The following is a 13,378-nucleotide window of genomic DNA, read 5'->3' as shown; positions in this document are numbered from 1 at the left end:
GGCTTGCAAGCGCGGGTTTTGCCAGTCATGGACTGCCAATGTCCGATCAGAACCCACAACGTCTCGACCAGCTGCTCGTCAGCCTCGGTCTTTTTGCCAGCCGCTCGCGGGCGCGCGATGCGATCGACCGCGGCACCGTGAAGGTGGGCGGCAAGATCGTCACCAAGCCGGGCGCGCTGTTTGCCGAAACGGCCGAGATCGAAATCGACGATCCGGCCCAGGATTACGTCTCGCGCGCCGCACTGAAGCTGACGGCGGCGCTCGATCACTTCCGGCTCGATCCGGCCGGCCATCACTGTCTTGACGTCGGCGCATCGACCGGCGGCTTTACGGAAGTGCTGCTGGAGCGCGGTGCCACGCATGTGACGGCGATCGATGTCGGCCACGGGCAGATGCATCCGCGCATTTCGGCCGATCCGCGCGTGACGAATATAGAGGGGCTGAACGCCCGCAATCTGACGGGCGACGATATCGGCCATGCCGTGACCTTCCTGGTTTCCGACGTCTCGTTCATTTCGCTGAAGCTGGCGCTTGCCCCGGCACTCGACATCGCCGAGCCGGGCGCCAAGGCGGCCCTTCTGGTCAAGCCTCAGTTCGAAGCCGGGCGCGAGGCGATCGGCAAGGGCGGCCTGTTGAAAGACCCCTCCTCCGCGCCGTCAGTGGCTGCCGAGCTGGAGCGCTGGTTTACCGAAGACATGGGCTGGAAGAGCCTCGGCCTCATCGCCTCGCCGATTGCAGGCGGCGACGGCAATCAGGAATATCTACTTGCAGGAATAAAGCCGTGAGCACCGAAACAGTCACGATCAAGAAACTCGGCGGACAGGGCGACGGCATTGCCGAAGGCAGGGATGGCGCGATCTACGTGCCTTTCGCACTGCCGGGCGAGGAGGTCGCGATTGCGCGCGTCAAGAACCAGGGCACGATCATGTCGATCGCCAAGGCCTCGCCCGACCGGCAGGAGCCGGCCTGCCGCCATTTCGGCCCCGACGGCGTCAACGGCACCTGCGGCGGCTGCACACTGCAGCATCTTTCAGACGCGCCCTACCGCGCCTTCAAGCGGCAGCTGGTGGTCAACGCGCTGAAATCGCAGGGGATCGATGCCGAAGTCGGCGAACTCGTTGCTGCCCATCCCGGCGAGCGCCGCCGCGTCGTCTTCGCGGCGCGCAAGACCGAGAAGGACATGCTGATCGGTTTCAACCAGGCCGAAAGCCACCACATCGTCTCGATCGAGGAATGTCCGATCTCGTCGGCAGGGATCATGGCCCGGCTGCCGGCGATCAAGGCGATCGGCGCGGCGATGGCAACGAATGCCGAAGCCTTCCGTATCTCGGTGCTGGAGACGCTGTCGGGTCTCGATCTCGCCGTCGACGGCATCAAGAAGCTTCCCGACCAGCAGCGCCGCAAGGCCGTCGAGACCGTGCTCGGCATGCGCGGCATCGCCCGCGTCTCGCTGAACGGCGAAATCCTCGTGGAGCCGCAGAAGCCGGTCGTCGATTTCGGCGGCGTGCAGGTCTCGCCTCCGGCCGGCGGCTTCACCCAGGCGACGAAACCTGCCGAAGAGGCGATGGCGGAGCTCGTCGTTGCCCATGTCGGCAAGGCAAAGCGCATTGCCGATCTCTTCGCCGGTTCCGGCACCTTCTCGCTCCGGCTCGCCCGCATCGGCCGCGTCCATGCTGTCGAAGGCGACGACAAGGCGCTCGCCGCCCTCGATCACGCCGCCCGCAAGGCGCAGGGGCTGAAGCCGGTGAGCGTCGAGAAGCGCGACCTCTTCCGCCGCCCGCTGATGACCGCGGAATTCAAGCATTACGACGCCGTTGTCTTCGACCCGCCGCGCGCAGGCGCCGAATTTCAATCGCAGGAACTTGCGCGCTCGGCGGTCAAGAAAGTCGTCGCCGTCAGCTGCAATCCGCTGACGCTGGCGCGCGACCTCGCGATCCTGATCGAAGGCGGCTACCGCATCACCAGCGTCACGCCGATCGACCAGTTCCTCTGGACGGCGCATGTCGAAGTGGTGGCGACGCTGGAGAAGTAATTCTCCGCCTCCCTCATTCCTGTGCTTGTCACAGGAATCCAGCCACGGCGCGTCTGCGCCGTGAATGACTCGGCAGACATTTGACGCTGGGATTAGTCTCTCGCGCCCCAAGACTGGGGCGCACTGGATCCCTGTGACAAGCACAGGGATGAGGGAGATGTTGTGTGTGCGGCCCCCTCATCCCCGGCGCAACAAGTTGCGCCTGAAACCTTCGGGCCACCTTCTCCCCGAGGGGAGAAGGGAACGCCGCGTCCGCCGCTTACGCCAACTTCCCCTATCCCCCCGGGGGAGAGGGTAGGGTGAGGGGGCTCCGGGCGCGGCAGATTTTCAGCAACGGCCTGGATGGAAGACGAAAATGCCCGCCTCCCCGCAGGCATCTTCAACTCGTGGACAGCCCTCATCAAGCCACCGGCCGGCCCGCCAGGAATACTCCGAGCTGGTCGAGCTGGCCCGCGATCCCCGCCTGGCGGTATTCCACCTTGTCGCCGCCGTCGAGGATGGTGATCTGTTCGGTGAGCACGACATGGGTGCCCTCGGCGACCGGCGTCAGGCTGATCGTCGTCAGCGACGAGGAAATGCGGCGTTCGTTGTGGGACATCGTATAAGCGTAGACGATGCGGCGGTCCTTGACGATATCCTCGTAGCGGGCGTCGGCGACGTATTGGTCGCTCTTGCCGAAATCGAACTTGCTGACATCGCGGCCGCCGACGCGGAAGTCGTTCTGCGTATAAGTGGTGGTGAAGTTGTCGCCGATTGCTTCCCATTGCAGTCTGGCCTTCGGATCCGACCATGCGGCGAAGACGCGGGCGGGCGAGGCTTGGTAGGTGCGTTCGACGGAGAAGGTGGAATGGACGGTGCTGTATTCAGACATGCGCTTACTCCTCTACCTCTGGCATTTCCGGGTTGGCTTTCAGATATTCTCCCAGCCTGTCGAGGCTGCGCTCCCAATGGATGCGGCGCTCGTTGATCCAGCTTTCGGCCGAGCGCAGCGCCGATGGCTCGATGCGGCAGGTCCGCACGCGGCCGAGTTTTTCCGATTTCACCAGGCCGCTCGCTTCCAGCATCTGCAGGTGCTGCAGGACCGAAGGCAGGGCCATGGTGAGCGGCTCCGCCAGTTCCTTGACGGAGGCCGGCCCCTTGCACAGGCGATCGACCATGCTGCGCCGCGCCGGATCGGCCAGCGCCTGAAACATCAGATCGAGTGCATGTGATTGGTTAGGCATACACCTAACTATATGCATCCGCGGCTGCCTGTCAATAATAGTTAGGCAAATACCTATCTATCTATTTAAACAAAAATGCCCGCTTCTCCGCGGGCATCTTCAATTCAGGGACAGACCGTATCAGGCGACGCGGCGGTGAGCCGAAGAGGAGGCGCCGTGGCCGGTGCCGAGGTTGAACTGCGAGAGCAGCTGCATCAGCTTGGCGGCTTCCGCCGCAAGACCGTGGCTGGCAGCCGTCTGCTCCTCGACCATGGCGGCGTTCTGCTGCGTGCCCTGGTCCATGGTGTTGACGGCCGTGTTGATCTCGTGGAGACCGGTCGACTGTTCGCGGGTGGCGGTGACGATCGCGCCGACATGGCGGCTGATCTCCTGGACCTGCGCGACGATCGCTTCCAGCGACTTGCCGGTTTCGCCGACCAGCGTCACGCCGGAGCGGACCTGGGCGTTCGATGCGGTGATCAGCGCCTCGATCTCCTTGGCGGCCTTTGCAGAACGCTGGGCGAGCTCGCGGACTTCCTGGGCGACGACGGCGAAGCCCTTGCCGGCTTCACCGGCACGGGCTGCCTCGACGCCTGCATTGAGAGCGAGCAGGTTGGTCTGGAAGGCGATGTCGTCGATGACGCTGATGATGCTGGAGATCTGCTCCGAGGAGTGCTCGATGCCGGTCATGGCATCGACGGCCTTGCGGACGATCTCGCCGGACTGCTCGGCACCGTTGCGGGTGCGATCAACCAGATTGCCGGCTTCCTCGGCACGGCGGGCCGTGTCCTTGACCGTCGTGGTGATCTCTTCGAGCGCAGCTGCGGTTTCCTCGACGGAGGCTGCCTGCTGCTCGGTGCGGCGGGCGAGACCATCGGCGGCGGTGCGGATTTCGGCGGCACCGGCGTCGATCGCATTGGCATTGCTGCCGACCGTCTGGAGAGCGCCATGCAGCTTGCCGACAGCGCTGTTATAGTCGTTGCGCAAGCGGTCGAGATGGGCGGCGAAGGGCGTCTCGATGCGGTGAGCGAGGTTACCGTCCGAGAGAGCACCGAGAGCGCCGCCAAGGGCATCGACGGCGGTGCGGATTTCGGCGGCTTCACGGGCCTTCTGCTGTTCGCGGTCCTGGCGCTCGCGCTCGGTCAGCGAACGGCCCTCTTCGGCCTCGCCTTCCAGACGCTGGCGGTCGATCGCATTGGCCTTGAAGACCGCGACGGCTTCGGCCATAGAGCCGATCTGGTCGCGGCGCTCCTCGCCCGGAATGGCGACCGAGAAATCACCGGCGGCGAGCTTCTGCATGGCGGCGGTCATGGCGGTGACCGGCTGAACGACGAGGCCGTGCAGCAGCCAGGCCATGGCAGCGATCATCAGGCCGACGGCGAGAAGCGTTGCGATGGTGGCGGCGATGCGGAACTCGTTCAGCGAAGCGAAAGCCTTGTCGCTATCGACGACGAAGGCGAGATACCATTCGACGGTCGGCAGGCCGGTGACCGGCATGAAGCTGACGAGAACCGGCTTGCCGCCGAATTCCGTGGCGACGAGGCCGGAGCCGATCTTCGGCGTTTGCGCCGGGAAGGCATCGGCGAGCGTCTTGGTGACCAGCTTGGCATCCGGGTGGATGAGGATCTGGCCGCTCTTGTTGACGAGGAAGGCCGTGCCCTGGCCGCCGAGATCGATCTCCTTGATCATCTTGACCATGGTTTCGAGCGAGAAGTCGCTGCCGACGACGCCGGCGAGCTTGCCATCGCGCTGGACCGGAACGGCCGCGCTGATGATCAGGTCGCCGCTGGAGGCATCGACATAGGGCTCGGTCATGACGCTGGCAACGGCCTTGACGGCATCCTGGTACCACGGGCGCTTGCGCGGGTCGTAGCCATCGGGCATCGGCAGCTTCGGCCACATGGTGAAGACGCCCTGCTCATCGCCGAAATAGGTGCTGACGAACTGGCTGGTGAGGATATCGTTCTGCAGGACGTTGAGCGTGCCGGCCTGATCGGCGGCGCGGCCGATGGCGTTGGCGACCATGGCGGTCAGCGTCACGCGGCCGTTCATCCAGTTGGCGAGGCTGTGGGCAGCCTGCTCGCCCGACGACTGGATGTTGGCCTCGATCGAAGCCGTCGTCACGTCGCGCTGAACGGAGTTGATGTAATAGGAAAAGGCGGCAAAGGCCGCCAGAACCACGGCTGACGCGGCGACGAGGATGCGCGTCATCAAATTCGTCTTCTTCAAGTGCGTTCTTTCGAAGTATTCCACCGTCTCGTTTGCGCGGATGGACTGCGCGGCAACGCGGATCGGGCGAATGGGGTTGGGCAAAGCTCAGCAAAGCGCGTCATGCGCCCGGACGAATGGGCAATTCGTCACCCTTTGATTAGTAGGCTCGAATTAAAACACGCTTAAAATTTAGCTAAAACCCTATGTTTTTATATTAGCGTCGCATGAAGGCTTCGAAGGCTTTTCTTGCTTCATCGCTTTTCAACTGTGCGGTGAAGTGGTGCGCTTCTTCATCTATACGTGCAATAATCTCTTCGCGCGGGCCGCGGACGAGATCGCGGGCAATCCGCAGCGCGGAAGCGGGCTTGGCGGCGAGCTTGGCGGCGGTTGCCAGCGTCAGATGCTCGACCTCACCCGGCGCGCAGACCTTCCAGATCAATCCGGCATCGCGCGCGTCGGCCGCCGAGAAGTCCTCACCTGCAGCCAGGAGAGCGAAGGCGCGTTGATGGCCCATGATGCGGGGGGCAAGCAGGCTGGAGGCAGCTTCGGGCACCAGCGCCAGATCGACGAAGGGGGTGCGGAACTGGCTGCGGAGGGAGGCGATGGTCAGGTCGCAATGCATGTGCATCGTCGTGCCGATGCCGATCGCCAGGCCATCGACACCGGAGATCAGCGGCTTGCGGGAGTTCACCAGCGCATAGAGGAAATCGAGGAGTTCATGGCCGAGGCTGCCGCCCATCGCAGCCGCGAGGAAATCGGTGATGTCGTTGCCGGCCGAAAACGCTCCGTCGGTGCCGAGGAAGGCGGTGGCGCGGATGGCATCATCGGCATCGGCGGCCTTCAGCGCTTCCGTCATCCGCACATACATGGCGCGGGTGATGGCGTTCTTCTTTTCCGGCCGGTTGAAGCGGATGATCTGGACGCCGGGATGCTCGGCGGATTGCTCGACGATGATGTGATCGGTCATGATGTCCTCAGGCCAGGATGGCGCGGGCTGCGGCAAGGCTCGCGGCACCATTGACGGTGCGGTCCTTCAGGGCAGCGGCTTCGGAAAGCAGGTTTTCGGCGGCGAAGCGGCAGAGCGCGATCCGGCCCTCTTCGGCGCCGTCGCCGGTCTTGGCGAGGCCGCCCTTGGCGAGATAGCCGCTCATCAACACCAAGCCGAACAGGCGCTGGTAGGGCGTGGCACCCGAGAGCGCTTCGGCGATCCTGCCATCGGCCTGCGCCTTCATCAGCCAATCCGTGGCTTCCGTCAGGTCGGCGATCGCGGCATCGAGCCGGGCGGCGGTTTCGCCGAAGGAAGCGAGGTTCGAGCCGCGCACGGCGTCGGCAATGGCAGAGAGCTCGGCGATGAAACCCTTCACATGCTCGCCGTTCGAGAGCGGCAGCTTGCGGGTGACGAGGTCGATCGCCTGGATGCCGTTGGTGCCCTCGTAGATCGGCGCGATGCGGGCGTCGCGCAGGAAGCGGGCGGCACCGGTTTCCTCGATGAAGCCCATGCCGCCATGAACCTGGATGCCGAGCGAGGCGACATCGACACCGGCGTCGGTGGCGAAGGATTTGGCGATCGGGGTCAGCAGGGCGGCGCGCTCCTGCCAGTGCCTGCTATCGCCGCTCCCCTGATGCGACATGTCGATGGCGTGGGCGCAGGAATAGGAGATGGCGCGCGCACCCTGCGTCAGCGCCTTCATCGTCAGCAGCATCCTGATGACATCGGGATGCTCGATGATCGGGCTCATGCCGGAGCCGGTCCAACCGGGCGCCTTGCCCTGGGTGCGTTCCTTGGCGAAGGCGATCGCCTTCTGGGTCGCCGCCTCGGCGATCGCCACGCCCTGCATGCCGACCGTCAGGCGGGCATTGTTCATCATCGTGAACATGCAGTTGAGACCCTTGTTCTCCTCGCCGATCAGCCAGCCGATCGCGCCCTTCTCATCGCCGAACTTGCCGTCGCCATAGATCATCGTGCAGGTCGGCGAGCCGTGGATGCCCATCTTGTGTTCGAGCGAGTGGACGAAGACATCGTTGCGGGCGCCGAGCGAACCATCGGCATTCACGAGAAACTTCGGGACGAGGAAAAGCGAGATGCCGCGCGTTCCGGCCGGCGCATCCGGCAGGCGGGCGAGGACGAGATGGATGATGTTGTCGGTGGCGTCGTGCTCGCCCCAGGTGATGAAGATCTTCTGGCCGAAGATGCGGTAGGTGCCGTCATCGCGGCGTTCGGCGCGGCTTTTCAGCGCTCCCACATCCGAACCGGCATGCGGCTCGGTGAGGTTCATGGTGCCGGTCCATTCGCCGGAGACCAGCTTCGGCAAATAGGCATTCTGCAATTCAGGCGAGCCATGGGCGCTGAGCGCCTCGACGGCGCCCATCGTCAGCGTCGGGCAGAGTGCGAAGGCGGTGGCGCCGGAATTCCACATTTCGAGGGCCGCGACATTGAGCAGGACGGGCAGCCCCTGCCCGCCGAATTCTTCTGGCCCGGTCAGGCTGTTCCAGCCGCCGGCGATCCATTCCTGATAGAGCTTCGCCCAGCCATCCGGGGTCTTCACCTCGCCATCGATCAGGCGCGAACCCTGCCTGTCGCCGATCTCGGCAAGCGGGGCAACTTCTTCCGTTGCGAAACGGCCGGCTTCGTTGAGGATCGCATCGACGAGGTCTTCGCCGAGATCGCCGAAGATGCCGCTATCCAGCGCATCCTTCAGACCAGCGACATGCTTCAGGGTGAAAGCGATATCCTCGACGGGCGCCTTGTACATCTTGTCTCCTCGCATCTCGGCCCTGCCCGCGGCAAAGGCCATCCTCCGCCGCCAGAGCTAATTGATTTTTACGTAAACGTCAATTTTGTTTTCCGATCTGCGCCATGATGTCCCGGCTCAAGTTTATTCGAGCCCTTGCACAAACTGGTGTCATGGAGAATCTCTAGAGCGGATTGCCAAAAAGAGAATGCCCGCGTCGAAGAGGATCCCACGCCGATGGATACATTGCCCGCCAATATTCCCGGCTTGATCTGGGCCTATCGATTTCCGGCAGGATCAAAGACGGCGATCCGGCTGGAAAACAGCGCGCAGGCAGCCGAGCTCACCGCGCAGGACGGCTTCTACTGGCTGCATCTCAATCTCGTCGATGCCCGCGTGCCGGCCCTGCTGGAGCAGCTTACCGGGCTGAACGAGGATGCACGGGCGGCGCTGACGACGCGCGATACGCATGCGGCGCTCACCGTCGACGAGCAGATGCTCTATGGAACGCTGGTCGACTGCCAGCGCGAATTCGATCAGGACACAGCCGATCTCGGCTGGCTGCATTTTGCGATCTCGGGCAAGTTCATCATCACCACGCGGCTGCAGCCGCTGCGCAGCGTCGATCGCGCCCGGATCATGATCGAGAAGAACCCGGCGAAGTTCGATCATCCGGCCGATATCTTCGAGCTCCTGGTCATCGAGTTCCAGCGCACGCTGATCTCCGTCGTCATGGACCTGACGGACGAGCTCAATCTGATCGAGGATTTCGTCTACGACAACACGCCGCGCGACGAGCGGCGGCGGCTGGCGCCTGTGCGCCGGACGATCGTGCGCCTCCACCGGCATCTGAGAAACGTGCTGACGCTGATGCGCCGGGCCTCCGCTTCAGACGAGGACGAGATGCCCTTCGGCTTCGAGGATATCGCCGGGCGGCTGACGAGCCGGCTGGAAGCTGTCGATCACGACATCTACGCCCTGCAGGAGCGCGCCCGCCTGCTGCACGAAGAAATCGACTCGAAGCTCTCCTCGGAGACCAACCGGCATCTCTACATCCTGTCGATCATGACGGCCTTCCTGCTGCCGCCGACGCTGGTGACCGGCTTCTTCGGCATGAACACCGCCAACCTGCCCTTCGCGCAGGGCACCGGCGGCACCGAATATGCGGTGGCGCTGATCCTCGCCTCGATCCTGTTCGCCTGGTGGCTCTTGAAGCGGGTCAACATTCTCTGACAGCAAAAAGCCCGGCATCTCTGCCGGGCTTTTGTCATTCCAATCGCGCGATATCAGTAGGGCGAATAGCACTGCTGACGCGGGCCGCCATAGGGCTGGAAGGTGTTGTCGTAGACGCGATACGAACGGTAGCGATTTTCGCACCAGCGGACATGCGCGGCCGTCAGGCGCGGCGCATAGGCCGGCGGCGGAGCGTAGTAGCGTGGCTGCGAAGCGATCGCGCCACCAATGATCGCACCGGCGCCGAAGGCAGCCAGCGGATACCAGTAACCGTTATAGTGACGGTAGCCACGGCGATAATACGGATAACCGCGATAGCCGCCATACCAGCCCGGACGGCCGTAATAGCGGCGGTACTGGACATCCTGAACGTTCGAAGCCTGCTCCTGCGGCGCGACCTGTGGCGCTGCCGGCAGCGGCATCGCTTCGGAGGGCAGGAAGCTCGTCAGGACAACGGCGGCGGACAGGACAGCGGCCGAAATCTTCTTACTGAGGCCAATCATCGTAGTTCTCCAATCCCAAGAGCAGAATTTGCCTGCCAGCAAACGCGCGAGGGTGGAAATTGTTCCAACTGGCGTTTTCTTCAAGCACGGGTTGAAGTTACGAAAGCGCCGATGAACCGGAGATTAACCGGGTCATCGGCGCTCGTCAGATCACGCGAATGTCAGGCGACGACGGAAAGCTTCGCCTGGTCGCCCTGCAGGCGGTTGACCATGAAGTTGGTGTACCACTCGAGGAACTGCATGACGCCGCCCTCGTGGAGCATCGAATAAGGACCGGGCTCGTAGGCCGGCGAATGGATGCCGAAGGCGTTCTCTTCGACGATGCGGCGGTCCTGATCGTTGGTCTCGGTCCAGACATGCGTCAACTCTTCGAGATCGTAGTCGACGCCTTCGACGGCATCCTTGTGAACGATCCACTTGGTGGTGACGGCCGTCTCGTTGGCGCTGAGCGGGATGACACGGAAGGAGATCGCGTGGTCGCCGAGCAGGTGGTTCCAGGTCGTCGGATAGTGGAAGAGCAGCATGGTGCCGATGCGGTCGATGGTGACGTCTTCCGACAGCTTGCGCTTGACGGCCGGGCGGCCGGACATGGTGTAGCTCTCGGCATCTTCGATCAGCGGCATGCGGGCGGCGCGGAACTGGCCGTCCGGCGAGATCTGGAACTTGCTCGGCAGGCCGGCGGCCTCGCAGCGCGCCCAGTGGCCGGCGATCTCCGGATCGTCGGCGCCGCCATCGGTACCGGTGACGCTCGGGGCTTCCGGATAGGTGCGGCAGAGTTCCGGGTGGTTTGCGGCGCAGTGGTAGCACTCGCGATTGTTTTCCCAGACAAGCTTCCAGTTGCCCTTCTCGATGATCGTGCTCTGGAAGGCGATCTTACCTTCGGCCAGGCGATGCGGCAGCATGTAGGGAGTGACCATGTCGCGAACCGGCTGGAAGTCCGGCGCCTTGTCGGCGAGGCAGATGAAGATATAGCCGCCGAAGCTTTCGCAATGGACCGGCTTCAGGCCGAAGCCGCTCTTGTCGAAATCGTCGCCCATGTGGCGGGCGAAGGCGAGCTTGCCGTCGAGATCGTAGGCCCACTGGTGATAGGGACAGACGAGACGGACCGACGAGCCGTGCTCCTTGGTGCAGACGCGCGAGCCGCGGTGACGGCAGGAATTGTGGAAGGCGCGGATGACATTGTCGCGGCCGCGGACGATGACGACGGGATACTGACCGATCTGCACGGTGAAATAAGCGCCGGCCTTCGGCAGTTCGCAATCGTGGCCCATAAAGAGCCAGTCGCGGTAGTAGATCATTTCCATATCGAGCTTGAAGTAGTCCTCGTCGATATAGAAGGGCTGCTCAAGGCTGAAGCCTTCGCGCCGGTTTTTGAGCTGCCGCAAAACGTTGCTGCGAATGTCCATTTGCATATCCTCGTGCAATCGGCTCAGCCATCAAAGGCATGGCTTTCGGAAGCGTCTGGCTTCCCTCCCTCTCGGGAGCATTGGTCATGGGGGCATTTAAGCACCGGGCATCCCCGGGTCTTGGTTGTAAAGCGACATCGGCTTCGAAATTGACGACAGGATGACGCGTGGCTGCGAAAATCGAGGCCCTGACGGATTTTCCACTCTTTTCCTTCGATTGCGACATTGCGAAAGCCACCGTGCAGACCCGTGCTCCGCTTGCCTTCCCCCGACATTATCCCAAATACGACACCGGGGTACTGCAAGTTTTCAGGGGTTGGCGCGGCTCGCGGCCTTAAGAGCACATTAAGCATGAACTCCTATTCTTGGGCCAAGGGACAAACGCTTACGGAATACGCGCCATGGCGAAACTTCGCTATTTCGACGTCAGGGACGAGACCAAACCGGAGGAGCCGCCAGCGGCGCCGCATTCCGAATTTCTGCGCACCGGGAAGATCACCCGGGAGCGGGCACACTGGCTGGCCGAAGAGCGCCGTTACCTCTCGCATCAGGAAGTCGCCGAAAAGACCGGCCGCAAGCTGCAATCGGCCGGCACCCAGGCGCACCAGCAGATCAACGGCTTTCACCGGGCGATCCAGTTTCCGAAGATGGTGTTTCACCGCACGCTGGCCGACAGCCCGCATCTCGGCTATTGCCATGTGACGGCGTCGCGGACGAAATTCGCCCGCTACGAGGAAGTCAGCTGGGCCTTCTACATCGCCAATTTCTATGCCGATATCGGCGATAACGACAATTTCTTCCACAAGATCAACATGCAGTATTCGCGCATGTATTTCGCCGTGGCGATCAAGCCGGGCGAACATACCGCGGAGAAGATGACAATCGACCGCACGGTGCGCGGCAACGGCGTGCTGTTCCGGACCGACGATCCGCAGGTGGCAATCAAGAACGTGCTGCTGCTCGGCGCACGCAACGAGCAGCTGCGCGAAATCATTCGTCAACTCTGATCGGGATCATTCGCCAGCTCTGATATTGATCGCAGACGCTCAAGGGCCTATGGACTGCCTGACATCAAAGGCGGCCCATGGCACGGATCATCGACATTGCAGAACACAAAGAGGAAGCGCTGAGCGCGGCCTCGGCCGTTCTCGGCGATGGTCATCCTGTCGCGATCCCGACGGAAACGGTCTACGGCCTTGCCGCCGACGCCACCAACCCGGCCGCCATCACACGCATCTACGAGACCAAGGGACGGCCGCAGTTCAATCCGCTGATCTGCCATATGGCCGATCTTGCCATGGCCGAGCGTTACGCGGTGTTCGATCCGCTGTCGCGGGCGCTCGCCCAGGCTTTCTGGCCGGGGCCGCTGACGCTGGTGCTGCCGCTGAAGCCCGAAAGTGGGATCCATGCGCTGGCGACTGCCGGCCTCGATACTGTCGGCATCCGCATTCCCAAGGGTTTTGCCGGTGACCTGATCCGCGCCTTTGACCGCCCGCTGGCCGCGCCGAGCGCCAATACCTCGGGCAAGATCAGCGCCACGAGCGCCGCGCATGTCGATGACGACCTCGGCGGCAAGATCCGGCTGATCCTCGATGCCGGCGCCAGCAAGGTCGGCGTCGAGTCGACAATCGTGAAGGTCGAGAATGGCGAGCTGACGCTGCTTCGCCCGGGCGGTCTTGCCGCTGCCGAAATCGAGCGCGTCGCCGGCAAGCGGCTGCGCCGCCAGAAGAAGGCATCCGCCGCGATCGAGGCGCCGGGTATGCTGGCCTCGCATTATGCGCCGGGCGCCGCCGTGCGCCTGGACGCCAGCACGATCGCTGCAGGCGAGGCGGCGATCCTGTTCGGGCCGCGGGACATCGAAGGCATGGAGAAGGCAGCGATGCGGCTGAACCTCAGCCCGGCAGGCGACCTTACCGAGGCCGCTGCCAATCTTTTCGACTATATGAAGAAAGCCGACGCCAGTGGCGCGGCGACGATCGCCTTTGCGCCGATCCCCGACGAGGGGCTGGGCGAAGCGATCAATGACCGGCTAAGGCGGGCCGCCGCCCCGCGCGAATGA

General features: G+C 63.4%; 12 protein-coding genes. 5 read left to right on the top strand and 7 right to left on the bottom strand.

The window, feature by feature from the left end; translation table 11 throughout:
- Window positions 1-38: 38 nt before the first annotated feature.
- On the top strand, window positions 39-785 hold the full coding sequence (locus ABIE40_RS03885; protein ID WP_199626275.1) for a TlyA family RNA methyltransferase: 747 nt from the start codon (window positions 39-41) through the stop codon (window positions 783-785).
- Entirely contained in the window at window positions 782-2,032 is a 1,251-nt protein-coding gene (locus tag ABIE40_RS03880; protein ID WP_199626274.1) for a class I SAM-dependent RNA methyltransferase, read from the top strand. Before ABIE40_RS03885 ends, ABIE40_RS03880 begins: the two co-directional genes overlap by 4 nt.
- A gap of 400 nt (window positions 2,033-2,432) precedes the next feature.
- On the opposite strand, the gene ABIE40_RS03875 is transcribed toward ABIE40_RS03880, so the two are convergent.
- The 5 genes from ABIE40_RS03875 to ABIE40_RS03855 form a co-directional block, all read right to left on the bottom strand.
- On the bottom strand, window positions 2,433-2,903 hold the full coding sequence (locus ABIE40_RS03875; protein WP_199626273.1) for an SRPBCC family protein: 471 nt from the start codon (window positions 2,901-2,903) through the stop codon (window positions 2,433-2,435).
- Between the two features lie 4 nt (window positions 2,904-2,907).
- The gene (locus ABIE40_RS03870; RefSeq protein WP_199626272.1) at window positions 2,908-3,255 is read right to left on the bottom strand and encodes an ArsR/SmtB family transcription factor; all 348 of its coding nucleotides are present in this window, start codon (window positions 3,253-3,255) and stop codon (window positions 2,908-2,910) included.
- Window positions 3,256-3,375: 120 nt separating this feature from the next.
- On the bottom strand, window positions 3,376-5,445 hold the full coding sequence (gene mcpU, locus ABIE40_RS03865; protein WP_199626271.1) for a methyl-accepting chemotaxis protein McpU: 2,070 nt from the start codon (window positions 5,443-5,445) through the stop codon (window positions 3,376-3,378).
- A gap of 214 nt (window positions 5,446-5,659) precedes the next feature.
- Entirely contained in the window at window positions 5,660-6,412 is a 753-nt protein-coding gene (locus tag ABIE40_RS03860; RefSeq protein WP_199626270.1) for a crotonase/enoyl-CoA hydratase family protein, read from the bottom strand.
- Window positions 6,413-6,419: 7 nt separating this feature from the next.
- Window positions 6,420-8,198 (bottom strand): acyl-CoA dehydrogenase family protein, encoded by a 1,779-nt coding sequence (locus ABIE40_RS03855; protein WP_199626269.1) that lies wholly within the window; start codon window positions 8,196-8,198, stop codon window positions 6,420-6,422.
- A gap of 216 nt (window positions 8,199-8,414) precedes the next feature.
- On the opposite strand from ABIE40_RS03855, the gene ABIE40_RS03850 reads away from it, so the two are divergent.
- Complete coding sequence (locus ABIE40_RS03850; protein WP_130278947.1) at window positions 8,415-9,410, top strand: transporter; 996 nt, start codon at window positions 8,415-8,417, stop codon at window positions 9,408-9,410.
- A gap of 53 nt (window positions 9,411-9,463) precedes the next feature.
- On the opposite strand, the gene ABIE40_RS03845 is transcribed toward ABIE40_RS03850, so the two are convergent.
- Window positions 9,464-9,913, bottom strand: coding sequence for a BA14K family protein (locus ABIE40_RS03845; protein ID WP_112712983.1), 450 nt, complete (start codon window positions 9,911-9,913; stop codon window positions 9,464-9,466).
- Between the two features lie 161 nt (window positions 9,914-10,074).
- Entirely contained in the window at window positions 10,075-11,319 is a 1,245-nt protein-coding gene (locus ABIE40_RS03840; protein WP_130278948.1) for an aromatic ring-hydroxylating oxygenase subunit alpha, read from the bottom strand.
- Window positions 11,320-11,720: 401 nt separating this feature from the next.
- Between ABIE40_RS03840 and ABIE40_RS03835 the strand changes: the two genes are divergently transcribed.
- Both ABIE40_RS03835 and ABIE40_RS03830 read left to right on the top strand, forming a co-directional pair.
- Window positions 11,721-12,326, top strand: a complete 606-nt coding sequence (locus ABIE40_RS03835; protein WP_112712987.1) for a DUF6656 family protein — start codon at window positions 11,721-11,723, stop codon at window positions 12,324-12,326.
- Window positions 12,327-12,403: 77 nt separating this feature from the next.
- Entirely contained in the window at window positions 12,404-13,378 is a 975-nt protein-coding gene (locus tag ABIE40_RS03830; protein ID WP_199626268.1) for an L-threonylcarbamoyladenylate synthase, read from the top strand.

Origin of the sequence: Rhizobium sp. OAE497, from assembly GCF_040546565.1 — a bacterium.
In the GTDB taxonomy this organism is placed as follows: Bacteria; Pseudomonadota; Alphaproteobacteria; order Rhizobiales; family Rhizobiaceae; genus Rhizobium.
Note: the sequence above shows the minus strand (reverse complement) of the source record. Positions and strands in the feature narration are given on the sequence as shown.